This window comes from Flavobacterium erigeronis, assembly GCF_054075165.1.
In genome coordinates this window covers 44075-69706 of record NZ_JBSKGP010000011.1, presented here as the reverse complement: position 1 = coordinate 69706, position 25632 = coordinate 44075, and the positions used below count along the sequence as shown (strand labels likewise).

19 protein-coding genes are annotated in these 25632 nt (G+C 34.2%); 16 read left to right on the top strand and 3 right to left on the bottom strand.

All coding sequences use genetic code 11. The features are described from left to right. Positions 1-2: 2 nt before the first annotated feature. Entirely contained in the window at positions 3-1256 is a 1254-nt protein-coding gene (rocD, locus tag ACWA1F_RS20285) for an ornithine--oxo-acid transaminase (protein WP_456896402.1), read from the bottom strand. 223 nt (positions 1257-1479) lie between these two features. Between rocD and ACWA1F_RS20280 the strand changes: the two genes are divergently transcribed. From ACWA1F_RS20280 to ACWA1F_RS20265, 4 genes are all read left to right on the top strand, one after another. Then, positions 1480-1932: an Lrp/AsnC family transcriptional regulator gene (locus ACWA1F_RS20280; protein ID WP_456896400.1), complete on the top strand. Its 453-nt coding sequence runs from the start codon at positions 1480-1482 to the stop codon at positions 1930-1932. A 109-nt stretch (positions 1933-2041) separates the two neighbouring features. Next, complete coding sequence (locus ACWA1F_RS20275) at positions 2042-2815, top strand: dienelactone hydrolase family protein (protein WP_456896398.1); 774 nt, start codon at positions 2042-2044, stop codon at positions 2813-2815. Positions 2816-2852: 37 nt separating this feature from the next. Beyond that, positions 2853-3854: a DUF3667 domain-containing protein gene (locus ACWA1F_RS20270; RefSeq protein WP_456896396.1), complete on the top strand. Its 1002-nt coding sequence runs from the start codon at positions 2853-2855 to the stop codon at positions 3852-3854. A gap of 8 nt (positions 3855-3862) precedes the next feature. Then, positions 3863-4879 carry a M28 family peptidase gene (locus ACWA1F_RS20265; protein ID WP_456896394.1) on the top strand — a complete coding sequence of 339 codons (1017 nt, stop codon included), beginning with the start codon at positions 3863-3865 and terminating at the stop codon, positions 4877-4879. A gap of 159 nt (positions 4880-5038) precedes the next feature. Here the strand turns inward: ACWA1F_RS20265 and rho are convergent, their stop codons facing one another. Next, positions 5039-6883: a transcription termination factor Rho gene (gene rho, locus ACWA1F_RS20260; protein ID WP_456896392.1), complete on the bottom strand. Its 1845-nt coding sequence runs from the start codon at positions 6881-6883 to the stop codon at positions 5039-5041. 181 nt (positions 6884-7064) lie between these two features. On the opposite strand from rho, the gene ACWA1F_RS20255 reads away from it, so the two are divergent. The 3 genes from ACWA1F_RS20255 to ACWA1F_RS20245 all read left to right on the top strand — a co-directional run bounded on the left by ACWA1F_RS20255 (position 7065) and on the right by ACWA1F_RS20245 (position 9209). Then, positions 7065-7475 carry a DUF4293 domain-containing protein gene (locus ACWA1F_RS20255; protein WP_456896390.1) on the top strand — a complete coding sequence of 137 codons (411 nt, stop codon included), beginning with the start codon at positions 7065-7067 and terminating at the stop codon, positions 7473-7475. 148 nt (positions 7476-7623) lie between these two features. After that, a complete protein-coding gene (locus ACWA1F_RS20250; RefSeq protein WP_456896388.1) occupies positions 7624-8283 on the top strand; it encodes a response regulator in 660 nt (219 codons plus the stop codon). 11 nt (positions 8284-8294) lie between these two features. Continuing rightward, a complete protein-coding gene (locus tag ACWA1F_RS20245) occupies positions 8295-9209 on the top strand; it encodes a sensor histidine kinase (protein ID WP_456896386.1) in 915 nt (304 codons plus the stop codon). Here ACWA1F_RS20245 and ACWA1F_RS20240 read toward each other — a convergent pair whose 3' ends face one another. Further along, positions 9210-9704, bottom strand: coding sequence for a metallophosphoesterase family protein (locus ACWA1F_RS20240; protein ID WP_111285481.1), 495 nt, complete (start codon positions 9702-9704; stop codon positions 9210-9212). A 476-nt stretch (positions 9705-10180) separates the two neighbouring features. Between ACWA1F_RS20240 and truA the strand changes: the two genes are divergently transcribed. The 9 genes from truA (at position 10181) to lpdA (ending at position 25532) form a co-directional block, all read left to right on the top strand. Beyond that, complete coding sequence (truA, locus tag ACWA1F_RS20235; RefSeq protein ID WP_456896384.1) at positions 10181-10927, top strand: tRNA pseudouridine(38-40) synthase TruA; 747 nt, start codon at positions 10181-10183, stop codon at positions 10925-10927. Between the two features lie 138 nt (positions 10928-11065). Then, the gene (locus tag ACWA1F_RS20230) at positions 11066-12820 is read left to right on the top strand and encodes an ABC transporter ATP-binding protein (protein ID WP_456896382.1); all 1755 of its coding nucleotides are present in this window, start codon (positions 11066-11068) and stop codon (positions 12818-12820) included. Between the two features lie 16 nt (positions 12821-12836). After that, the gene (locus ACWA1F_RS20225; protein WP_456896380.1) at positions 12837-14408 is read left to right on the top strand and encodes a histidine kinase; all 1572 of its coding nucleotides are present in this window, start codon (positions 12837-12839) and stop codon (positions 14406-14408) included. Positions 14409-14494: 86 nt separating this feature from the next. Further along, positions 14495-17092, top strand: coding sequence for a zinc-dependent metalloprotease (locus ACWA1F_RS20220; RefSeq protein WP_456896378.1), 2598 nt, complete (start codon positions 14495-14497; stop codon positions 17090-17092). A gap of 15 nt (positions 17093-17107) precedes the next feature. Then, entirely contained in the window at positions 17108-20449 is a 3342-nt protein-coding gene (locus ACWA1F_RS20215) for a SusC/RagA family TonB-linked outer membrane protein (protein WP_456896376.1), read from the top strand. Between the two features lie 12 nt (positions 20450-20461). After that, positions 20462-21781 carry a RagB/SusD family nutrient uptake outer membrane protein gene (locus tag ACWA1F_RS20210; RefSeq protein ID WP_456896374.1) on the top strand — a complete coding sequence of 440 codons (1320 nt, stop codon included), beginning with the start codon at positions 20462-20464 and terminating at the stop codon, positions 21779-21781. Between the two features lie 143 nt (positions 21782-21924). Further along, positions 21925-22689, top strand: coding sequence for a LytR/AlgR family response regulator transcription factor (locus tag ACWA1F_RS20205; protein WP_456896372.1), 765 nt, complete (start codon positions 21925-21927; stop codon positions 22687-22689). A gap of 225 nt (positions 22690-22914) precedes the next feature. Further along, on the top strand, positions 22915-23499 hold the full coding sequence (locus tag ACWA1F_RS20200; RefSeq protein ID WP_306159970.1) for an NUMOD4 domain-containing protein: 585 nt from the start codon (positions 22915-22917) through the stop codon (positions 23497-23499). Between the two features lie 644 nt (positions 23500-24143). After that, positions 24144-25532 (top strand): dihydrolipoyl dehydrogenase, encoded by a 1389-nt coding sequence (lpdA, locus tag ACWA1F_RS20195; protein ID WP_194139878.1) that lies wholly within the window; start codon positions 24144-24146, stop codon positions 25530-25532. Positions 25533-25632 lie beyond the last annotated feature (100 nt).

The window sequence follows — 25632 nt, the reverse complement described above, 5'->3', positions numbered from 1 at the left end:
TTTTAGTTTTTAAATTCGTTCAAAGATTTTTCGATAATCTCCAAACATTCTTGAATTTGCGCTTCGGTCATTACCAATGGCGGCGCGAATCTAATTTTGTTTCCGTGCGTTGGTTTTGCTAATAGTCCATTATCTCTGAATTTCAAGCAAATTTCCCAAGCTAAATCTGAATCTTCTCCACTATTAATCACAATCGCATTCAACAAACCTTTACCACGAACTAAAGTGATTAAGTTATTTCTTTCTGCAATTTCGTTTAATCCTTTTCTTAAAATAATTCCTAAACGTTCCGCATTTTCAGCCAGTTTTTCGTCTTTTACCACTTCTAAAGCCGCAATTGCAACAGCCGCCGCAACAGGATTTCCTCCAAAAGTAGAACCATGCTGTCCTGGCTTAATAACATTCATTATTTCGTTATTACATAAAACTGCAGAAACTGGATAAACTCCGCCAGAAATTGCTTTTCCTAAAATTAAAACATCTGGCTGCACATTTTCGTGATGAACAGCTAACAATTTTCCTGTTCTTGCAATTCCGGTCTGAACCTCATCAGCAATAAAAAGTACATTATGCTTTTCGCAAAGTGCTTTCGCTTTCGCTAAATAACCTTCAGAAGGCACATAAACTCCAGCTTCACCCTGAATTGGCTCAACCAAAAATCCTGCAATATTTTTAGATGAATTTAAAGCGTTTTCTAGCGCTTCCGAATTATCATATTCAATTTTAATAAATCCGTCAGTAAAAGGTCCGAAGTTTTTACGAGCCGTTTCATCATTTGAAAAAGAGATAATTGTCGTTGTTCTTCCGTGAAAATTATTCTCGCACACAATAATCTGCGCTTGATTTTCTGGAATTCCTTTTACTTCATAAGCCCATTTTCTACAAATCTTTAAAGCTGTTTCAACCGCTTCTGCTCCCGTATTCATTGGCAGCACTTTATCGAAACCAAAATATTTCGTTACGTATTCTTCGTAGTTTCCTAATTTATCATTGTAAAAAGCACGAGAAGTCAAAGTCAGTTTTTGCGCTTGTTCCACCATTGCATTAACAATTTTAGGATGGCAATGTCCCTGATTCACTGCAGAATAAGCAGACAAAAAATCATAATATTTCTTTCCGTCAACATCCCAAACATATACGCCTTCTCCGCGTTCTAAAACGACAGGAAGCGGATGATAATTATGAGCTCCATATTTGTTTTCTTTTTCAATCAAAACTTCAGATTTTGACGAAAGTGTTTTTTCTGTACTTATCATAATATGCTTTTTATTTCTGCAAAAATATCAAAATTAAATTAAAAAAAGGCTTTAGAATTAAATTTTGACTTATAAACAATAAATTACAAGTCAAAACATATATTTTTTAACTATAAAAAAGATAATTCCCTTTAACAGAAATATACTTTTATGAATGTTTATTAAAAAAAATAATTACTTTTATGAATCACAAAACGCAATTTTTAAAACGATTTTTTACTGCATGGAATTATTAGACGAATTTGATATTAGCATTATTAAGGAATTGGAAAAAGACGGAAGGATGGCTTTTTCTGCCATCGCTGCTAATTTAAAAATATCAAATACGATGGTGCATCAGCGTATTAACAGAATGATTGAACAAGGTGTAATTGGCGGCATCAAACCCATTATTCAAGAAAAAAAAATAGGCTACGATTGGGCTTCGTTCACAGGAATTACACTGAACAAAGATTCAGATTCAGATCGTATTATTGAAGCGCTTAAGGATATCCCAGAAATAACAGAGTGTTATTATGTAACGGGTTCGTTTACGCTTTATATCAAAATCATTGCAAAAAATCACGAACACATGCGCCGAATTCTTTACGAAAAAATCGACGGAATTCCAGGCATTGCCAAAACCGATTCTATTGTAGAACTGGGCTGCGCCTTTAAGCGAAATATATCGTTATAAAGAAGAAAAACAGTCTTTTAAAATATTCGTTACAAACCTCACAAGAATTTAGTTGTGAGGTTTTTTTGTAACATAATATTTCTGATATTTGTTAAAAATTGAAGAAATCATGAAAAACAGCATAATCATTTTATTCAGTGCAATCTTATTTTCCAATCTTATGAATGCGCAATTAAAACCAGTAAAATACACCGAAGGAAGCCAACAGTTGAATGGCTTATTTATAAAATCTGCTAAAAAAAGCACCAATAATCCTGGAATTTTATTGTTGCCAGCCTGGCTCGGAATTGACAATGCTTCTAAAGGAATTGCTGAAGAATTATCTAAATTAGGTTATCACGTTTTTATCGCTGATATCTATGGTGAAGGAAATTATCCTAAAAATACTGGAGAAGCTGGAAAACAAGCTGGGTTTTACAAAACAAATTACGAAGCTTATCAAAAGCGCATCGACGCTGCCTTAAAAGAATTGGTAAAAGCAGGAGCAAATGCCGATAACATTGTTGCCATTGGCTATTGTTTTGGCGGAACTGGAGTTTTAGAAGCTGCCCGTGGACATTTGAATGTAAAAGGAATAGCTTCATTTCATGGCGGTTTAGGAAAAGATGCCAGCAGAAAAACAGAAACCATCAATACAAAAGTTTTAATCTGTCATGGGGCTGATGATCCGTTTGTTTCTAAAGACGAGATTGCTTCATTCCAACAAGAAATGCGCGATTCTAAAGCCGATTGGCAAATGATTTATTATGCAAACTCTGTGCACTCTTTTACAAATCCTGAAGCTGGAAATGATAATTCTAAAGGTGCGGCCTACAATCCTGTTGCTGCCAAAAGATCGTTTGATCATTTACAGCTCTTTTTAAATGAAGTCCTGAAAAAATAAACCAAAAACTACCTAGAAAACAAACCAAAATAAACCAATGTCACACAGTAAAATTAGAGAAGATAAAACCTGTCTGAATTGCAGGCACGTTGTTGAACAAAAATTCTGTCCAAATTGCGGTCAGGAAAACAGCGATTCGAGAAAGACTTTTCATCATTTATTTGTACACTTTTTTGAAGATTTAACGCACTATGAAAATGCATTTTGGAAAACCATCAAAAATCTACTTTTTAAGCCTTCAACACTAACTAAAGAATATCTTTCAGGAAAGCGTTTGTCTTATCTGGCTCCGGTTCGTCTTTATATCTTTATCAGTTTTATTACTTTTCTTTTAATTGCTTTATTTCCAAATAATCTAACGGATGAGCTAACAAAAAATGAGAAGGAAATTACAACCAGTTTTGAAAAAGAAGCTGCAAAAGAAAAGAAGAGCTGGAAAGAAAAATCATATTTGAAATCGAAAGTAGTGGACAAGTCCTATTTTCAATTGAAAACAATGAAAGAAATCGATTCAATTCAGAAATATGGAAAGGAAAGCGAAAAATTAAATGCAACCTCGTATTGGTTCTATGAAAAAGCCGTTCATGTGACTGAAAAATATACCAAAAAAGAAATAATTATAAAATTTATAGAATCCTTCTTTCATAATCTACCCAAAATTCTATTTATAATTATGCCTTTTTTCGCATTCTTTTTATGGCTGTTTCATAGTAAGAAAAAATGGTATTACTTTGATCATGGCATATTTACGCTTCATTATTTTTCGTTTCTGCTTCTTATTTTTCTTATTATGTTTATAATTGACAGAGGTATTGGTCTTTTTGGAAAAGATAGTCCGTTGTTATATATCTCTGCCATCACCAATTTTGCAGGAACCATCTGGATGTGCTATTATTTTTATCCTGCACATCACCGTTTTTATGGCGAATCTAGAATAGTGTCATTTGTTAAAAGTGTATTGCTTTTTATAATAAACTCACTATTTATCCTATTTTTACTCACTTTATACGTTCTTTACACATTTATTAATTTACACTAACTATAGGAATGAAAAAATTACTCCTTTTATTATTAGTTGTTTCTGCGTATTCTTGTAAAACCGCGCAGTCAACAGCATCTAAAGACAATTCGGATCCAACGAAATATGTTAAAGCTATCAGCGAAAAAGACTTAAAGAAAATGCTTTATACTATCGCTTCTGATGAAATGGAAGGCCGCGAAACGGGTTCTCAAGGACAAAAAAAAGCTGGTCTTTATATGATTGAGCAATACAAAAAAAGTGGCGTGTCTTTTCCAAAAGGAGCTTCAAATTACTACCAGCCTGTTCCTGCAACATTTATGAATGCAAAACGCAATCAAAACCTTCCAGATTCAGAAAACATTTGGGCATATATTGAAGGTACAGAAAAACCAAATGAAGTTTTAGTAATTTCTGCGCACTACGATCACGTGGGTATCAAAGATGGCGAAGTTTACAACGGAGCTGATGACGATGGTTCTGGAACTGTAGCCGTTATGGAAATGGCTAAAGCTTTCGCTAAAGCAAAAAAACAAGGACGTGGACCAAAACGTTCTATCTTATTTCTTCACGTAACTGGTGAAGAGCACGGTTTACACGGATCTCGTTTTTATTCTGAAAATCCATTGTTTCCAATCGCAAATACCATTGCAGATATCAATATTGACATGATCGGACGTCGTGATGTGGAGCATTCAAACACAAACAATTATGTATATGTAATTGGTGCAGATAGATTATCTTCTGACTTGCACAATGCTGTTGTTTCTCAAAATGATAAATACATCAAAATGGACTTAGATTTTAAGTTTAATGATCCAAAAGATCCAAACCATTTCTACGAGCGTTCTGACCACTATAACTTTGCAAAACACGGTATTCCATCTGTTTTCTTCTTCAACGGAGTTCACGAAGATTACCACGGAAAAGACGATACTCCAGAAAAAATCGAATACGACGCCTTAACCAAAAGAACAAAATTGGCTTTTGTACTAGCTTGGGATTTGGCTAATAGAGCAGAGAGACCGGTAGTTGATAAAAAATAGTGACAAAGTGACAAAGGTTCAAAGTGACAGAAGCTTCTAATCTTTGCCAATAAAAAAAGGATGAGTTAAAAACTCATCCTTTTTTTATTGCATTTTATATTTTAAACTCAAAGACAAAAACTTTGCCCCTTTGTTACTTTGAATCTTTGTCCCTTTCAATTAATCATTCATCGAAATCAAAAACTCTTCATTATTCTTCGTTTTCTTGAAACGGTCGTTTACAAAGTCCATAGATTCTACTGGATTCATATCTGATAGATATTTACGCATAATCCACATTCTTTGTAATGTCTTTTCGTCTAATAATAAATCGTCGCGACGTGTACTAGACGATGTAAGATCGATTGCTGGGAAAATACGTTTATTGGCTATCTTACGGTCTAATTGTAATTCCATGTTACCCGTTCCTTTAAATTCTTCGAAGATAACTTCGTCCATTTTAGAGCCTGTTTCTGTCAATGCAGTTGCGATGATACTTAAAGATCCGCCGTTTTCTACATTTCTAGCCGCTCCAAAGAAACGTTTTGGTTTTTGTAATGCATTCGCATCAACACCTCCACTTAATACTTTTCCAGATGCTGGCTGAACAGTGTTGTAAGCTCTTGCTAAACGAGTAATAGAATCTAATAAAATCACTACATCGTGACCGCATTCTACCAAACGTTTTGCTTTTTCTAATACAATGTTGGCAATTTTTACGTGTTCTTGCGGCTCTCTGTCAAAAGTTGAAGCGATAACTTCACCGCGAACGCTTCTTTGCATATCTGTAACTTCCTCTGGACGCTCGTCGATAAGAAGAACAATCAAATAAACTTCAGGATGATTAGCTGCAATTGCATTTGCAATATCTTTAAGTAGCATTGTTTTACCTGTTTTAGGCTGTGCAACGATCATACCACGCTGACCTTTACCTATTGGTGAAAACAAATCTATAATTCTTGTTGAAATAGAACTGCCTTTTTCGGCTAGTTTAAATTTTTCTGAAGGGAAAACTGGTGTCAAGTGTTCGAAAGAAACTCTATCACGAACGACTTGCGGATCGTGTCCGTTAATTTTTAAAACACGAACCAATGGAAAAAACTTCTCGCCTTCTTTAGGCGGACGAACCACTCCTTTTACAGTATCTCCGGTTTTTAAACCAAATAATCTGATTTGTGAAGTTGATAAATAAATATCATCTGGAGAAGCTAAATAATTATAATCTGATGAACGTAAAAATCCGTAACCGTCTGGCATCATTTCTAAAACACCTTCACTTTCAATAATTCCGTCAAATTCAAAATCTGAATCTCTGAAGTTATTATTGTTCTTTTTATTCTTGTGGTTAGGGTTTTGATTGTTATGATTTCCGTTTCCATTGCCATTCCCGCTCTGATTTTGGTTCTGATTCGGGTTTTGATTTTGGTTCTGGTTCTGATTTTTATTCTGATTCGGATTGATCTTTTTTGCAGGAGCAATTTGTGGAGTTTTTTCAGCTGTTTCGGCTGTTGGCTCAGAAACTATTGATTCTGACGGAGCTGCTTCTGCAACTTCTTCATTAGCAACCACTTCTTTTACAATTTCTTTCTCCTTTTTTAGCGCTACTTTCTTTTCGTATGCCTGTTTGTTAAATTTTACAACTTTAGGCTCTTTTTTTGCAGCTGTTTTATTTTCCTGTACTGCTTCAGTTGCCATTTCTGCAATTGGCTGAACTGTTTCAGCAGTATCGTTATTTTGAACAGTTTCCTCTACTTTATCAAATTCTAAAACAGGAGTATTTTTGGTATTTGCTGCTTTTGGTTTTGCTGGCGCAATTCTAGCGCGTTTCGGTTTTTCTTCTTTGGCTTCAGAAACTGCTGTTGTTTGAGGAGCTTCAGCTGGTGCATTAGATGCTTCTTGGTGTGCTAAAATCTGACTAATTAAAGTCTCTTTTTTGACACCAGTAATCTTTATTGTTTTAGCTAACTTAGCTATTTCTTGAAGCTCAGCAAGCTTCATTTCTTTTAATGCAGAAATATCAAACATGAATGTTCTATGAATTTAATTATTTTAAGGAATACTGTAAAAAGAATAGGTAGATAATTAATTTGAATTGACCGCAGTATGAAGTGCTTACGGTATTATGATGCAATAATACGAATAAAATTTTATCATACAATAGTATTTTAAAAAAAGAAAATATATTTTTGTAAAACATTTTTAGGCCATGATACAAAGAATTCAAACTGTATATTTATTTCTAGCTTTTGCTGCAACTGGCATTTTAATGCTTTTTGTTCCGCTTTGGACAACTAGTGCAGGAAAGCCATTCTTTTTTATGCAGGATCAGCTTTATACTTTTATATTAGGTTTAACAACTATGCTTAGTATTATCAGTATAATTTCATTTAAAAAGAGACAAAATCAGTTTGTGCTAAACAGACTGAATATAATATTAAATTTAATTTTATTAGGATTATTTGTATATCGATCACTAAATTTATCTGGAGAGGCAGAAGTCTCTGAGAAAGGTATTGGGATGTTCATGCCGATTGTTGCTATCGTGTTATTAGTTTTAGCTAATAAGGCCATCAAAAAGGACGAAGATCTTGTAAAATCTGTTGATCGTTTGAGGTAAACCTATAAACTTAGTTTATTTTGTGCGAAGAAAAACCCGAATCTATATTCGGGTTTTTTTTATGCCCTATTGTATTATAAATCAAACCTAAAGAGCATAATAAAAATCTGTTTACGCCATAAATTTGCATTTTCAAATTCAAATAATCATGGCACCAAAAATAAGGATCCATCTTGCAGATGACCATCAGGTACTCATTGATGGTCTTTCAAACCTACTGCAAACCGTTTCAAACTTTGAGGTGGCAGGAACTTCATTAGACGGAACTACTGTTTATGACGATGTTGTAAATGACAAAGCCGATGTTTTGATTTTAGACATCAGCATGCCCAAAAAAGACGGCATTGAAACCCTTAAGGAATTTAACGAAAAACAACTGCCTTGCAATGTCATTATTTTATCCAGCTACGATGATCTCAAAATCATTAAAGAGGTAATGAAATTAGGCGCAAAAGGCTATTTGACCAAAAATTGTGCTGGCGAAAACATTATTGAAGCTGTCGAAGCTGTTTATCAAGGACAAGAATACTTTAGCGATGCCGTAAGACAAAAAATCTTCAACACCTTCAAAGACAACCCTAAACTCAATCCTAATGCCATTATAGAGAATCCGCTTTTGAGTCCGCGAGAGCTTGAAATCATTGTTTTGATTGCCTTAGAATACAGCGGAAAAGAAATTAGCGAAAAACTCTTTATCAGCGCGCATACTGTTGAAACACATCGCAAAAACATTATGAAGAAACTGAATATTAAAAGCACAATAGGTTTGGTAAAATATGCGCTCAAAAACAATTTGATTAATCCTTAAAAATTCCTGTAATGTTTCGTTTCAACTTTCTTATCTCTTTGCTATTGCTTTTTACCGTTAAAAGCACCAGCATAGCACAGCCAAATGATAGAATAAACGCAAGGGCGGCACAGACAGAGATAAACAGTGTAAGCAAACCAAATCACATTAGCAAAACAGAACAGCTTCGAAATAAAAAAGTCGTTAGCTTATCTATAATACTTATCGTTATTATTTTTCTTTTGTTTTACTTTTTGTACCAAAACAATAAACTAAAACAAAAAATAAAAAGAAAGGATACGAAACAAAAAATCCTTCTCAACATTATCAATTCTAGCATTGATTCTCAAGAAATAGAGCGTAAAAAAATTGCTTCTTTTCTGCATGACAACATCAATTCGCTATTATCTTCTGCGGGATTACATTTAAATACTTTTACAGCGCAGCAAGATATAAAATCAAACGAAATACAGAAAGCAAAAACCATTCTGTCTGAAGCGCATGAGCTTTTACGAGACATGTCTCACGATCTTGTTCCATCGCTTTTGGTTCGTTTTGGATTGATTTATGCGTTAGAAGATTTATGCGAAAAGAACTCCAATTCAGCAATCGAATTTGCGTTTTCAAGTGCTATTCCAACCAGTAGAAGATATATTGAAAAATTCGAAATGAAAATCTATTTTATTGTCAGCGAATTGTTCAGCAACATTACCAAACATAGCAATGCAAAAAAGGCAAAACTTTCTTTGACCGAAAAAGAAAATCAGTTAATCCTGCGCATTCATGATGACGGAATTGGTTTTAAAACCCAAAAATTAAACGATGCAGAAGGTTTCGGCTTAAACAGAATTAGAGCCCGAATTAAAAAATATAAAGGAACTTTAGCTATCGTTTCCAAAGAAAATCTGGGAACTAAAATAAAAATCCAGATTCCGCTGCCACACTAATTACTTCGCTCCTATTTCGACAATTTCTAAATCTTTGATTTTATCATCGTCAATTACAAAGCGAAGCATGGTTCTTACCTTATGAAAACCGCTTTTTCCCGCCGCGCCTGGATTCATGTGCAATAGATTGTTCTTTTTATCAAACATGACTTTCAAAATATGCGAATGTCCGCAAATAAATAATTTAGGCGGATTCAGAGCCAATTCTTCCCTAACATTTTGATTGTATTTTCCTGGATAACCTCCAATATGCGTAATCCAAACGGAAACATTCTCGCATGAAAAACGATTGTTTAACGGAAATTCTAATCTCGCTTTTGCATCATCAATATTTCCGTAAACCGCTCTGAGAGGTTTTAGTTTTTTAATGGTATCGGTAACCGTCAGATCTCCAATATCTCCCGCATGCCAGACTTCATCTGCCTGAGCAACATATTTTAAAATGGTATCGTCGATATGACTGTGAGTATCGGAAAGTAGTAGGATTTTGGTCATTTTTTAAAGGTTCTAAGTTGCTAAGATACTAAGATTCTAAGTTTTTTTGCCGCGAAGGCACAAAGGCGCGAAGTTTTTTTTGCCACGAAGGCACGAAGTCGCAAAGTTTTTTTATAGAGACGCACCGCAGTAAGTCTAACATTTGGATTGGAAACGATTAATGTAAATATTTTTTTTTCTTTGCGCCTTTGTGGCAAAACCATTCTGAGCGTTAGACACAATGCAGCGTACCTCTACAATGAAAAATAAAAAACTTTGTGCCTTCGCGACTTTGTGGCAAAACCAATCTAGCGTGAGACGCACTGCGGTGCGCCTCTACAATCCAAAACACAAAAAAACCTTTGTTACTTTGTCACTTTGAACCTTTGCCACCTAAAAGAAAAACCTTAGAACCTTAGCATCTCAGAATCTTAGTATCTTTAAAAAAACCTTTGTACTTTTGTACCTTTGTACCTTTGAACCTTTGAACCTCAATTGTGAGATATTTTATTCAATTCGCTTATAACGGAACCCATTATCATGGCTGGCAAATACAGCCAAACGCTTCTTCAGTTCAGGAAACTTTAAATAAGGCTTTTTCGGTTTTACTAAATGAAACTATCAGCATTATGGGTGCTGGAAGAACTGACAGTGGTGTTCATGCAAGCGAAATGTACGGGCATTTTGATACAGAAAAAACCTTAGATATTCCGGTTTTAATTCATAAACTGAATTCGTATTTACCAAAAGACATTGCGATTTTTGACATTATACTCGTTCACGATGATGCGCATTGCCGATTTGATGCGACAAAGCGAACGTATGAATATCATATCAATACTGTTAAAAATCCGTTTTTACAGGAATTGAGCTGGTATGTTACCCAAAAATTGGATGTTGAATTAATGAATGAAGCGGCTCAGCTCTTATTAAAACATACTGATTTCGAATGTTTTTCGAAAGTTCATACCGATGTCAATACATTTGATTGCACGATTTTTGAGGCATACTGGAAACAAGAAAATGGAAAACTGATTTTTACCATTTCAGCAAATCGTTTTTTAAGGAATATGGTTCGCGCTATTGTTGGCACTTTGATTAATATCGGTTTAAAGAAAATTTCTTTAATAGATTTTGAAAATATCATTGCCAGCAAAAGCAGAGAAAAAGCTGGATTTTCGGTTCCGGCACATGGTTTATATTTAACCAAAATAAAGTACGATTACATAAATAGCCCTGATTGAAGTGAAAAGCTTTTTTGAAAAAAATATAGTTTTTGTGTTTTGATAAAGCGACCAACGGAAGCTCTTAACAAAACAGTACAAAAACATATTTTTGAAAAAAACTTGTAACGGAAAGCAGGAAACAGCTCCTAAAAATAAATGAAAGCAAAAGCATTCGATACTGGATTATTCAAACGAATATTAAAATATACCCGTCCTTACAAATGGCGTTATTATGGCGTAATCCTATTTGCCATTTCGCTGTCTATTTTTGCAGCACTTCGTCCTTATTTATTAAAAGAAACGGTCGATGGTTACATCAAAACTCATGATAAAATGGGATTGCTGATGTATATCATTTTGATGGGAGTAGTTTTGCTAATGGAGGTTTTTTCGCAATTCTATTTTGTTTATTGGGCAAACTGGCTTGGGCAGGATATTGTGAAAGATATTAGAACGAAACTTTTTAAGCATATTTTGAGTTTCAGAATGAAATATTTTGATTTGGTTCCAGTTGGACAACTTGTTACGCGTGCTGTTTCGGATATCGAGTCGATTGCGCGAATTTTCAGCCAAGGTTTGTTTATGATTATAAGCGATTTGATGAAAATGGTTGTGGTTTTGATTTTTATGTTTTACATGAACTGGAAACTGACATGGATTGTTATCGTTGCAATGCCGATTTTGGTTTATATTACTAGAATTTTTCAGCGTAAAATGCAGGTTGCTTTTGAAGAAGTACGAACACAGATTGCTAATATGAACTCGTTTGTGCAGGAACGTGTTACGGGAATGAAAATCGTACAGCTTTTTAACCGCGAAAAAATAGAAGCCGAAAACTTTAAAGAAATCAATAACAAACACAGAGTCGCTTGGATTAAAACCATTTTATACAACTCGATCTTCTTCCCGATTGCCGATATTATTTCGTCTATTACTTTAGGTTTGGTTGTGGTTTATGGCGGATTCCGAATATTAAACGGTGATCATTTTACGACTTTTGGAGATTTGTTTTCATACACGATGTTTATCGGAATGTTGTTTAATCCGCTTCGTCAAATTGCGGATAAATTTAATGAGATGCAATTGGGAATGATTGCGGCCAATCGTGTTTTTGACATTATCGATACACAAGATCACATTCAGGATACAGGAACAATTGAGGCTCCAGTTTTTAACGGAAAAATTGATTTTAAAGACGTTCGTTTCAGTTACATTCCAGAAGAAGAAGTTATTAAGGGAATTGATTTGTCAGTTTCAGCTGGACAAACTGTTGCCATTGTTGGTTCTACTGGTGCTGGAAAATCTACGATTATTAATTTGCTGAATCGTTTTTACGAAATTAATAGCGGTACAATTTGCATTGACGGCGAAAATATCGAAAACTATACTTTGGCTTCTTTAAGAAAACAGATTGCTGTCGTTCTGCAAGATGTATTTTTGTTTGCCGACACGATTTATAACAATATTACTTTGCATAATCCTGAAATTACAAGAGATCAAGTAATTGATGCAGCGAAGAAAATTGGCGTTCATGATTTTATTATGAATCTGCCCGATAATTATGATTTTGATGTAAAAGAGCGTGGTGTAATGCTTTCTTCTGGACAAAGACAGCTGATTGCTTTTTTACGTTCGTATGTAAGTAATCCGAGTATTTTAATTTTGGACGAAGCGACTTCTTCCATCGATACGTATTCTGAAGAAATGATTCAGCGCGCAACAGAAACGATTACAAAAGGAAGAACTTCGATTATTATTGCGCACAGATTAGCAACAATTGTAAATGCAGATAAAATTGTGGTGATGGATAAGGGATTGATTGTTGAACAAGGAACGCATCAGGAGTTATTGCAAAAAACTGATGGGTACTATAAAAATTTATATGACTCGCAATTTGCCGTAGCAAATTAAGTCATGATGATACTTTTTGAAATTTAGAATAAAAAATATTACTTCTCGACGCGCGTTCTTAATATACGTTATTGTTTCGATTCTGATTACCGTTTTATCTGTTTATATTTTAAGTAATCTTATTACTGATCTTACAGAAAAAGCGAATGAAGATGCATCGTTGCGTACTTTAGTTAAAAAACAGGAATTCATGTCTCAGGAATTTTCAAAATTTCTGGAGCAGGAAAAAAAGATAGTGCATGTTCTAAAAATAAGCAACTCCAATAATCTTGATAATAATCTGCAGCTGATGTCTCAGCTGCAAGACAACAGCAGATTGGTCGAGAATACTTGGTTTCAGATTAATGAAAATCCTATTCAGTACGGAAACAGAACTATCTCAGATGAAACCAAAAATGATATAAAAACTTTTCTGCAGCAAAATAAAAAGGCGCAGCATGTAAGTATTGTTGTTCGTCAGGGAAAAGAATTGGTTTGGCGCATTTACTTCAAACTGATTTCAGATGATAATACTGTTGTCAAATATGGTTACGACATTAATTTAGGATTACTGCATACTTATTTTTCTAAAACAGACAAAACAGCTTCCAACTACGCTTTTGTTTTTGATAAAAAAGGAACATGCCTTTATCATCCAGAAGCCGCTTTTATTGGAAAAAACATTTTTAAGATTTCGTCATTTAATCCTTCTGACACTATTTTTAGAGAAAAAGATGATTTTGTAAAAAGAGTCACGATGTCTGAGTTTTTGAAACTCGATGTAATACGCTATACTCAAAAGCTGGATGTTAAAAATTCTAATTGGTTTATCTCCGTTAATTTTCCGAAAATCTTTGTAGACGAAAATGTCGCGATTATTAAAAGATATTCGACTTTAACCTATTCGATTACGACTATAATGTTGTTGTTGATTTTCTATCTTTTCTCTTATGCCAACAGGCGCGCCTACCGAGAAAAAGGAATTGTCATAAAAGAGAAAAACAAACTCTTGGTTGAAAACGAAAAAATTATCAAAGAGAAAGCGCTAATCCAGTTACAGCAATTAAAAGAACAGATTAATCCGCACTTTTTATTTAATTCGCTCAACTCGCTTTATATGCTGATCGGAAGCGATATTAAAGTGGCGCAGAAATTTACGTTAAACTTATCTCGCATTTATCGTTATTTAATTGATCCGCCAGAAAAGAACGTTGTTCCTCTGAAGGACGAACTTTTATTTATCGAAAAATATATCTTTTTACAGCAGACTCGTTTTAAAGACGAATTATTCTTTTCTATAGAAATCGAAAACGAAACTGCTTTAAACAAACACATCCCCTATCTATCTTTTCAGATTGCGGTAGAAAATGCTATTAAGCATAATACTGCCACTCAGGAAAGTCCCTTAACTACAAAAATCCTGATTCAAGAAAACCAGGTAATCATCAGCAACAATCTTCAGAAGAAATTGGCTGCAGAACCGAGTACTAAATTTGGGTTAAACTACCTAAAGAGTATTTACAACTATTATTCAAAAAACGATTTTAAGACATCAGAAAAAGATGGCTATTTTGTTTGTATTCTTCCATTACTATCCATTCACTCCTAAAAAAAAGCCACTCACTCCTTTTTGTTTTTTTCCTTAACTAAAATAAAATAGTTTCGGATCGAAAATTAACCTAAACTTAACATCTGATGAAGGAAAAGTCATTCCTGCATAATTTGGTAACAATTTGCATACTCCTATTATTATTATCACCGCTTACTGTTCAATCTCAAAAGAAAAAGAAAGACAAAAAAGAAGACACGACTGAAATTAAAAAAGATTCTACCGATTCTAAAAAAGGTAAAAAATATGGTGACCTTGTAAAAAAGGGCGTTGTTAAAAAAGGACTTTTCAATATTATTCAGGTTAAAACCGATGTTTATTTTGAAATTCAAGACAGTTTATTCCAAAGAGAGTTTTTAGTTGTAAACAAATTATCTCAAGTTCCTTTTCAAGTAAACGAAGCAGGTTTAAACAAAGGAATGAATTATGAAAACAAGATTATCAGTTTTTATAAAGATACCATTGCAAAGAAAGTTTGGGTAAAATCGTATGTGCCAAAAGTTTCTTCACCAAAAGAGGATGCCATTACTCAATCGGTTCAAAATAATTTTGCAGAATCTATTATTGAAGTTTTTGATATTGAAACAAAAAATAATGATTCGACAGCTGTTGTAATTAAAGTAAATAAGATTTTTGACGGAAAACAAAAAAGCTTCAATGATGTTTTGAGCAACATTGGTTTTGGCGGTTCGGTAAAATCTGAGCTTTCTTATATTGAAGGTTTAAAATCTTTTCCAAAAAACATTGTGGTAAAATCGCAGCTGACTACTTCTGTTAGCGAAGGCGGTCCTGCATTATCTGTAACTCTTGGGGTTACAAGCAATATTATATTATTGGACAAAACTCCAATGAAACCTCGTTTTTCTGATAATAGAATTGGTTTCTTTACAGAAAAACACTGGTATTTTGCCGACTCTCAGCAGGCAATGCTTGAAAAAGAATTAATAACACGCTGGCGTTTAGAACCTAAAAAGGAAGACGAAGAGCGTTATTTAAAAGGTGAATTAGTAGAGCCGAAAAAACCAATCGTTTATTACATCGATCCCTCTACTCCAAAACAATGGAGAAAGTATATTATTGATGGCGTACACGATTGGCAGGCAGCTTTTGAAAAGGCAGGATTTAAAAATGCCATTATAGCGAAAGAACCTACTGAACAAGATTTGGATTTTGATATTGACGACGTACGCTATTCTGTAATTACGTATGCAGCATCTCCAAAATCAAACGCTATGGGACCTTCTGTGGTTGACCCAAGAAGCGGTGAAATTATCGAATCTGATATTATCTGGTGGCATAATGTTATGACTTCGCTTCAAAGTTGGATGCGTATTCAGACTGGCCCAATCGATCCGAAAGCTAGAGGAAATAAATTTAGTGACGAACATATGGGAGAGGCAATTCGTTTTGTTTCTTCTCACGAAGTGGGCCATACTTTTGGTCTGAAACATAATATGGGTTCTTCTTTTGCTTATGATGTAGAATCTTTGCGTTCTAAAGAATTTACAGCAAAAATGGGCGGAACTGCTCCATCTATTATGGATTACGCACGCTACAATTATGTCGCTCAGCCAGAAGACAGTGTAACGGTTATTACTCCAAAAATTGGAGAATATGATAAATATGCTATCGAATGGGGTTACAGATGGTATTCGCCTAACGAAAACGAGACAGCAAAACTAAATGCCTTAATTACAAAACATCAAAATGACCCCATTTATTTCTATGGCCAACAGCAGGAAAACATCGTTGATCCACGTTCGCAATCAGAAGATTTAGGAAATGATGCCGTAAAAGCAAGCGAATACGGTTTGAAAAACCTTAAACGTGTTGTCGATAATATCTTAAACTGGACTTACGATAAAGATCGTTCTTATTATGAAACAGGAAAATTGTACATCGGCACGATCGGTCAATGGCAATTGTACAACCGTCATGTAATGAATAACATTGGTGGGGTTTATTTGAATGAAACGGTTCACGGAGATAACAAACAAAGCTATATTCCAGTTTCTGCTGAGATGCAGAAAAGGGCTGCCGATTATTTAGCTAAAAATGTACTTACGATTCCGCAATGGCTGTTTTTCAATGACATTTTAGACAAAACAAATCCGCTGAAAGATTCTCCTCTTGGACCTTACGAATATACTCCGTATACACTTTCGAGAGAATTACAATATAGTATTCTGTATGATTTATTTAGCGATGATCGTTTGCTGCGAATGACTGAAAATGAATTGTATCAGCGAAATAAATCCAAAGATCCCGTTTTTACCGTAAATGATTTGTTAAAAAAAATGTACCAAAGCGTTTTTGCTGGAACAATTGCCAATAAATCATTATCGATTCTGGAGCGTATGACGCAAAAGAATTACGTAGATGTTTTAATTGTCTCGACCAATAAATTATTTGAAAAAACAGATGCTAAGAAACTATTAGATATTCAGCAGACTTTAAATATGCCTCATTTGTGCACGTATTTAGATAATGCCCACATGGCAAAAAATATTAATCAATCTTCTTTAAAAAGAGTTACCGAAGTGACTTCAGATAAAAAAGGAGAATTAAATAAAGTGCTTCAATTATTAAAAACTAAAAAGAACACAGGAAACCAATCTACCCAAAACCATTATCGCGATTTGATACAACGAATCGAAAAAGCTCTAAATAATACAACCTTTTAATACACAACCAAAAACATGACAAAAATTTTACAAGCCTTACTGCTATTCCTGGCTATTGCAGGATACTCGCAGGAAACCCGAACCATCTCGGGTATTGTTTTAGACGAAACAGACAAATCTCCAGTTCCAGGAGCATCAATTTTCGTAGAAAACAATTCTATCTCTAATAAAACAGCTATGGCTGGAATTATTCAAAGTTCAAGCATCGGAACTACTTCAGATTTTGATGGTAAGTTTCAATTAAAAGTACCTAAAAATGTTACTGCTTTAAGAATAACATTTATGGGATACAAATCCTATACTTTAGATTTATCTTCTTCTCAAAAAGAATATACAATCAGTTTAAAATCTGAAGTTGGAAAACTTCAGGAAGTTGTAGTAACGGGTTACCAAAAAATAGAAAAAAGAAAGCTTACCTCTGCAATTGCAAAAGTAGACATGGCTTCTATTCAACAAGCAGGAGTTGCAAGTGTCGATCAAATGTTATTAGGACAGGTTGCGGGAGTTGTTGTAACTACGGAATCTGGAGCACCAGGAGCGCCAGCTAAAATTAGAATTAGAGGAACTGCTTCTCTTAACGGTTCACAAGATCCTCTTTGGGTTTTGGACGGTTTGCCATTAGAAAGCCAGGATGTACCTAAAAACTACGATAAAGACAATATCGATTTATTGGCAAATTATTCTATTGCAGGTTTAAATCCTGATGACATTAAAGATATTACCATTTTAAAAGATGCTGCAGCTACTTCTATTTATGGCGCACGTGCTGCTAACGGAGTTATTGTAATTACGACTAAAAAAGGAAAAAGTGGTAAAATGACAATTAATGTTAACACCAATACTTTTATCAACCTAAAACCAGATTTCGACAAATTGAATTTGATGAATGCTTCTCAAAAAGTTGATTTTGAACTGGGTCTGGCGAGTCGTTCCGATTTAACCTACAGAGATACCAATGGTGAGATCGCTCGTATTTTGAATGGAGCTAATGAATTAAACACTTTCAGAACTGGCGGATTCTCTTCTTTAAGTCCGGCTACACAAAATGCTATCAATACTTTAAGAAACAATAATTTTAACTGGGGGGACTTAATTTATCAAAATGCAATAAATACGCAGCACGGTTTAAGTATGTCTGGTGGAGGTGAAAAATCAGATTACTATTTCTCTGCAGGTTTTTATGATGAGCAGGGAACTACTATCGGAACTGGTTTCAAACGTTACAATTTAACTTTAAAAAACAACTACGAAGTATCAGACCGATTTAAAGTTGGCGTTGGACTTTTCGGTTCAGAGTCTATCAAAAACTCTTACGTGACAGATGTTAGCACAAATACGAATCCTGCAAATTACACCAGAAACGTAAATCCGTACCTAACACCTTATAATGCTGACGGAAGTTATAAATATGACCAAGATATCACTGGATATTCTGATCGTTACATTCCATTTAATATTTTAGAAGAAAGAGCCAATACTTCTTACGATCTAAAAACAAGAGCCATAAAAGCGATTTTAGATGCCGAGTATAAAATTACAGATCATTTAAAAGCAAGTAGCCAGCTCGGTCTTCAGTTGGACCATAATTCTTCTGAGAAATTTGCTGGTCAAAATAGTTACTACACTAGAAGATATAGAGAAACATCACGTTATTTTTCTAATGGCAGTTTCAATTACTTCCTTCCAAATGGTGGTGTAATTGAAAATAACAATAACGACTTTTTTCAATACAATTTAAAGACAACACTTAATTACTCGAATGTTTTTGCTGATAAACATGAGGTTGAAGTTATGGTTGGTAATGAATTAAGAAGAAATTATCAAACTTCTATTTTTACAAAAGGATTCGGTTTTGATGAAAATACATTGACAACACAGCAAATTGTTTTCCCAAATGCTGACATGGCAAACAACCCAGAATACAGAACATACCGAAAGGTACAAACCGAAAGCGCATTTGCTTCTTTCTTTGCAACGGCTTCTTATACTTACAACAGAAAATATACTGTTTTCGGAAGTGCGAGATATGATGGTTCAGATTTATTTGGTGTAGATCCAAAATACAAATATTTACCACTTTGGTCAGCTTCTGGTGCATGGTTGGTTTCTCAAGAAAACTTCTTAAGAGACAGCAATGTTGTTTCAAACCTTAGATTACGCGGTTCTTACGGTTTACAGGGAAATATTGACAAAAACACTTCTCCATTTGTTGTAGGAGAAAACAAAACTACGACTATTCTTCCGGGACAGACAGAACCTACGATTGTAGTAATTAGTCCTCCGAACGAAAAATTACGTTGGGAAAAAACTACAAGTACAAACTTTGGTGCAGACCTTGGATTGTTTCATAACCGTATTAGTATTATTGCTGATATTTATGGAAGAAAAAGTTCTGATTTATTAGGAAATAGAGCATTACCGGTAGAAAATGGTTTTGAGTTTACAAACATGAACTGGGCGCAGGTAACCAATAAAGGTTTTGAACTTTCCATTGCCACAAAAAATATCGATCGTCCAAATTTTAAATGGACTACCAATTTTAACCTTGCACAAAACAAAAGTAATGTTGATCGTATAGAAGTTCGTGATACTGATTATATGCCAAGCAGAGAAGGTCGTCCTGTAAATGCAATTTTCGGATTTAAAACAAACGGAATTGATGAAAATGGAAATCCATTATTCGTTAACAAAAAAGGAGAAACTGTAAACAGCCAGACTTTCTTCGGATTGTATGATGTTTTAGCAGACATATTCCCAGGAGAGTTTTCGCAATCTAACTTATCAGCGGCAGAATTTAGAGATTTATTTACTTATTTAGGAGATAGAGATCCTAAATTTACAGGAGGTATTACCAATACTTTCAAAGTAGGTAATTTTGATTTAGCAGTTGTGGCTTCGTTTACTTTAAACCAAACTATGGTAGAAACACCGCCTTATTACGGAGCAGAAGTAGACAGAGGATTTAATTATTCGACTAGAATTTTAAATGCGTGGTCACCAACTAACACCTCTTCAAACCTGCCAGGTATTACAAGCCAGACTTCTGGAACAGGAGATTCGTGGATGGCTTACCAATGGTATTCGGGAGGAAATCAAATTAAAACAATGAATTATCTGGACACATGGGTTCATGAAATGAGTTATATGAGATTAAACAGTATGCGTTTAGGTTATACATTCCCAAAGGCATTTACAGATCAAATTAATATTTCAAGTATCAGACTGAATGTTGAAGCTAGAAACTTATTTGTAATCAGTTCCGATTTCAAAGGGTATTTTGATCCAGAAACTTATGGAAATATTTATTCTCAGCCAGTTCCTAAGTCATTTACGCTAGGATGTAATGTTACTTTTTAATACTATCAAAAGATGAAAAAATACTCAAAATATATATTGTTTTTTATCGCAGCGCTAACCGTAAGCAGTTGCGATGATTATCTGGATGTAACGCCTATTGGTAAAGTAATCCCAGAAACATTACCACAGTTTCGCGCCGTTTTAACAACAGGATATTCAGTTTATCCACAACATAAATCATTGACTGAAGTTCGTGCAGATGGACTTATAATGAATGAATTTAGCGATGACTTTATCTATTACAAAGACATCTATACTTGGAAAGATTCTAATCCAGACAAGATTACAACTTCTTTTCAATATAAGAATTTATATAATGTCATTTTTTACACGAATGTTTTAATCAATGAAGCTTCTAAAAAAATCGAAACTTCTGCAGAAAGAGACCAATTAATTGGAGAAGCTTACGCTTTAAGAGCAATGGCGTATTTTGATTTGGTTAATCTTTTTGCAAAACCTTACAATGCCACAACTGCAGCAAGCGACAAAGCAGTACCATTGGCATTAGAGATCGATTTAGAACAGGCTTTTATTCCTGAAACTGTAGAAGTAATTTACAATCAAATTATTTCTGACACCAATGAAGCAGAAAAATTGCTTAATGTCGTATCGCAGCCAAAAGGATTAAATTACCGTTTTTCAAAATCTTCTTTATATAGTTTAGAAAGCCGTATTTATCTGTACCAAAAACAATGGCAAAAATCTCTCGATGCAGCAAACAAAGCATTGGCAATTAAGAATAATTTAGTTGATTTAAATGCAACAAAAGTTTTGGCTAACAGATATGATGGCGTAGAATCTATCTTAGCGCTTGAAAACACCTTTATCAACAGTTTGAAAGCGACATCATATGCTTCTCCAGATTTAATTGCTACCTACAACAAAACGACAGATTTACGTTATTCGCTTTACTTTTTAGCAAGCGGAAGCCGTTTTAGAATCCAAAAAGGTGGTGAAGATGCTCAAAAATGTTCTTTTAGAACTTCTGAATTGTATTTAACAAAAGCAGAAACGTTATTGGAGTTAAATAACGTAGCAGATGCCAAAACCACTGTATTAGATTTTATTGCAAAACGATACAATCCTTCTGGTCTTGTACAGCTTACCACTTCTGTTAATGGAATGAACGCAACTGATCTGGCAACATTTATTGGTGACGAAAGACGCCGTGAATTTGCTGCAGAAGGACATCGTTGGTTTGACTTGAGAAGAACTACTCAAAAACAAATCATTCATACTGTTGATGGAAGCGATTATACTTTGATACAAAATGATCCGCGTTATACTATTATTTATCCAGCAGACGCGAGATTGAACAATCCCAATCTATAATACACCTATTGTTTTTTTTAAAGGTTCAGTTTTTACAGCTGAACCTTTTTTTATAAATTCTATACAAGAAAATGCACAGTTTATTGCGAATAAGAATTACTGAAATTATCTTTGCAACATAACCGGTTCAAAATTTCCGTAAAATGAAAATTGCCATTGTAGAAGACGAACATCTTGCTTCTAGCTATCTAAAATCGATTTTAGAGCAGCAGGACGTTTTATCGATTGCAACAATCAGCGTTTTAAAATCGGTAAAAGAAGCAGTTGTTTTTTTTAGCGAAAACAAAGTCGATCTCGCTTTTATGGACATTCATTTAGGCGATGGAAAAAGTCTCGAAATTTTCGAAAAAACCACTATTACCTGTCCAGTAATTTTCATCACCGCTTATGATTCTTATGCTATTTCTGTTTTCAAACATTTTACAATTGACTATCTTTTAAAACCATTTGAAGAAGACGAACTTTTGGAAGCACTTCAAAAATTCAAAAAAATAAAAGATAGTTTTAACAGCAATTCTACCCTTGAATCTTTAGTTGCAATAGAAAATCCTGAAAGCAGTAAAATTCAGCGTCATTTCTTAGTAAATCACGGTTATAAAATGATTTCTATCAACGAAAGTGAAATCACTTATTTTTCGGCAACAGGAAAACACCTTTTCATTCATATAATATCAGGAAACAGCTATTTGTACAATAATACCTTAACAGATATTATAAATAGCCTAGATCCTTTTAATTTCTTTAAAATAAACCGAAAGTATATTGTTACCAGAAACAGCATTAAAGAAGTTGTAAAACATTCTAATCAAAAAATCGAATTGATTTTGACTGTTCCGCCAGCAGAATCTGACGCAATTTTCATCAGCAAAAAAGAAATCAACAATTTCAAAAACTGGCTAGATCAATAATTTAATCATTATTTAGCTATAAATTAATGTTCGTTTCCTAAATTAAAAAACTGCAGAATTCACAAATTGTGATTTAAAATCCGACTAAAAACTGCTAAAAACACTTTAAAACGTTAAATTAGCGTTATAGAAATCATAAAATTGACCTTTCACAATCAAGAAGATAGCAGGAATTTTTGGTTTATTATTTATCTTTGAGAATGTAGAAATCAAATGTAAAAGAAAATGCCACAAAATAGATTTTATCCTGATGAAAAATTCAAAGAAATAGAAATAAACGCCTCATTACAATTAAGATATGCCATTTCGAACAGAGGTCGATTAATAAGTTTTACAGACGAAATTGAAAACGGCCGCATCCTAAAAGGCGGACTAAGCGACGGATACCCAACTTTCCGTTTTAAAGTCAAAAAAGACGATAAAATCGTTAATAAATATCTCTTCTTATACAAATTAGTTGCTCAATATTTCATTCCCAAAGAATCTGAAGATCAGACATACGTTCTGCACTTAGATTATAATAGGGCTAACGATGACGTACGCAATTTACGCTGGGCAACCAAACAAGAAATGATGGCGCACAGCCGTAAAAGTCCGCGCGTTATCCAAGCCAAAAAGAACTTAATTGAACACAATCTCAAAGCAGACGGACGAAAATTAACCACCACAAAAGTGATGTTAATCAAAAAAATCCTCGCAAGACCAGAACAAAAAACACGTCTTAAAATGATTGCAAAACAATTTGGCGTAAGCGAAATGCAAATCAGAAGAATCGCTAGTGGAGAAAACTGGGGGCACGTTAAGATTTAAAAATTTTGTTTCAAGTTTATTTGTTTCAAGTTTCAAGTTGTCAGGCTGAACAAAGCCGAAGCCATTCGCATAGAAAATATAATAGCCACAGATTACACAGATTAACACAGATTTTAAAATCCTTTTAATCCTAATAATCTGTGGCTTTTTTGATTCACCACGAATCAAAACTATTTTTAATAATTTGTGAAAATTTGTGCAATTTGTGGTCGGATTTTTTTCAAAAGTTTAACCTAAACAACTATCAGATTGAACGTTACAACACTTCGGAAGGAACCATTCACATTAAAAATATAATAGCCACAGATTATTAACACAGATTTAAAAAAATCTTTTTAATCCTAATAATCTGTGGCTTATTTTTTTACAGAAAACATTTCACATTTCACATTTCACAATTCACAACTTTTTTCAGTTTTATGATCTAAATTTCGATTTACACTTCACAATTCATAATTTGCAATTCACAATTTCCTTGTTCTATGTGAAAATATCAAAATCTGCTGTTGCAAAATCAAATTTTCAAGTGTTCATATAAAATAAATCCTTAAATTCGCAATCACAAATAACAAAAGAATAAATCGAAAGATGAGTTTCGGAAATACAAACTTCATTTTCGATAGTTAATACTAAAAACAAAAAAAATGAAATACGACGTTATTGTTTTAGGAAGTGGTCCTGGAGGATATGTAACAGCGATTAGAGCTTCTCAATTAGGCTTTAAAGTAGCTGTAGTAGAAAAAGAAAATCTTGGTGGAGTTTGCCTTAACTGGGGTTGTATCCCAACAAAAGCGCTTTTAAAATCTGCTCAGGTTTTTGATTACCTTAAACACGCTTCTGACTACGGATTGAAAGTTTCTGAGTTCGATAAAGATTTCCCTGCAGTTATTCAGCGCAGCCGTGGTGTTGCAGAAGGAATGAGCAAAGGAGTTCAATTCTTAATGAAAAAAAACAAAATTGACGTTATCGAAGGTTTTGGAAAACTAAAACCAGGAAAAAAACTTGACGTTACTGATAAAGACAATAAAGTTACAGAATACAGCGCTGATCACATTATCATCGCAACTGGTGCTCGTTCTCGTGAGTTGCCAAACTTACCTCAAGATGGTGTAAAAGTAATTGGATACCGTCAAGCAATGACATTACCAACTCAGCCAAAATCTATGATTATTGTAGGTTCTGGAGCAATTGGAGTTGAGTTTGCTCACTTCTACAACTCAATGGGAACAGACGTTACCATCGTAGAATTTATGCCAAACATTGTTCCTGTAGAAGACGAAGACGTTTCTAAACAAATGGAGCGTTCTATGAAGAAAGCGGGTGTAAAAATCATGACTAACTCTTCTGTAGAAAAAATCGACACTTCTGGAAACGGAGTAAAAGCAACTGTAAAAACAGCAAAAGGAGAAGAAATCTTAGAAGCTGATATCGTACTTTCTGCAGTTGGAATCAAAACAAACATCGAAAACATCGGATTAGAAGAAGTTGGTATCGCTGTTGACAGAGACAAAATCTTAGTAAACGCTTACAACCAAACTAATATTCCAGGATACTACGCAATTGGAGACGTTACTCCAGGTCAAGCTTTAGCACACGTTGCTTCTGCTGAAGGAATTAACTGTGTAGAAAAAATTAAAGGTTTACACGTTGACCCAATCGATTACGGAAACATTCCTGGTTGTACTTATGCAACTCCAGAAATCGCTTCTGTTGGTTTAACAGAAAAACAAGCAAAAGAAAAAGGATACGAATTAAAAATTGGTAAATTTCCATTCTCAGCTTCTGGAAAAGCAAAAGCTGCTGGAGCTGCTGACGGATTCGTAAAAGTAATCTTCGATGCTAAATACGGAGAATGGTTAGGATGCCACATGATTGGTGCTGGTGTTACAGATATGATTGCTGAAGCAGTTGTAGCTCGTAAACTAGAAACTACTGGTCACGAAATCTTAAAATCGATCCACCCTCACCCAACAATGAGCGAGGCTGTTATGGAAGCTGTAGCTGATGCTTACGGCGAAGTAATTCACTTGTAAAAATATACAAAGTAAAGATTCGTCTTTACGGAGTTATATATAATTTTCAATTTATAAAATCCGATTTGCGAAAGTGAATCGGATTTTTTTATGTGGTCTT

What these genes read in the sequence shown, in the direction of transcription:
- rocD (WP_456896402.1), bottom strand. Translation starts at nt 1,256, where the DNA reads ATGATAAGTACAGAAAAAACACTTTCGTCAAAATCTGAAGTTTTGATT.
- ACWA1F_RS20280 (WP_456896400.1), top strand. Translation starts at nt 1,480, where the DNA reads ATGGAATTATTAGACGAATTTGATATTAGCATTATTAAGGAATTGGAA.
- ACWA1F_RS20275 (WP_456896398.1), top strand. Translation starts at nt 2,042, where the DNA reads ATGAAAAACAGCATAATCATTTTATTCAGTGCAATCTTATTTTCCAAT.
- ACWA1F_RS20270 (WP_456896396.1), top strand. Translation starts at nt 2,853, where the DNA reads ATGTCACACAGTAAAATTAGAGAAGATAAAACCTGTCTGAATTGCAGG.
- ACWA1F_RS20265 (WP_456896394.1), top strand. Translation starts at nt 3,863, where the DNA reads ATGAAAAAATTACTCCTTTTATTATTAGTTGTTTCTGCGTATTCTTGT.
- rho (WP_456896392.1), bottom strand. Translation starts at nt 6,883, where the DNA reads ATGTTTGATATTTCTGCATTAAAAGAAATGAAGCTTGCTGAGCTTCAA.
- ACWA1F_RS20255 (WP_456896390.1), top strand. Translation starts at nt 7,065, where the DNA reads ATGATACAAAGAATTCAAACTGTATATTTATTTCTAGCTTTTGCTGCA.
- ACWA1F_RS20250 (WP_456896388.1), top strand. Translation starts at nt 7,624, where the DNA reads ATGGCACCAAAAATAAGGATCCATCTTGCAGATGACCATCAGGTACTC.
- ACWA1F_RS20245 (WP_456896386.1), top strand. Translation starts at nt 8,295, where the DNA reads ATGTTTCGTTTCAACTTTCTTATCTCTTTGCTATTGCTTTTTACCGTT.
- ACWA1F_RS20240 (WP_111285481.1), bottom strand. Translation starts at nt 9,704, where the DNA reads ATGACCAAAATCCTACTACTTTCCGATACTCACAGTCATATCGACGAT.
- ACWA1F_RS20230 (WP_456896382.1), top strand. Translation starts at nt 11,066, where the DNA reads ATGAAAGCAAAAGCATTCGATACTGGATTATTCAAACGAATATTAAAA.
- ACWA1F_RS20220 (WP_456896378.1), top strand. Translation starts at nt 14,495, where the DNA reads ATGAAGGAAAAGTCATTCCTGCATAATTTGGTAACAATTTGCATACTC.
- ACWA1F_RS20215 (WP_456896376.1), top strand. Translation starts at nt 17,108, where the DNA reads ATGACAAAAATTTTACAAGCCTTACTGCTATTCCTGGCTATTGCAGGA.
- ACWA1F_RS20210 (WP_456896374.1), top strand. Translation starts at nt 20,462, where the DNA reads ATGAAAAAATACTCAAAATATATATTGTTTTTTATCGCAGCGCTAACC.
- ACWA1F_RS20205 (WP_456896372.1), top strand. Translation starts at nt 21,925, where the DNA reads ATGAAAATTGCCATTGTAGAAGACGAACATCTTGCTTCTAGCTATCTA.
- ACWA1F_RS20200 (WP_306159970.1), top strand. Translation starts at nt 22,915, where the DNA reads ATGCCACAAAATAGATTTTATCCTGATGAAAAATTCAAAGAAATAGAA.
- lpdA (WP_194139878.1), top strand. Translation starts at nt 24,144, where the DNA reads ATGAAATACGACGTTATTGTTTTAGGAAGTGGTCCTGGAGGATATGTA.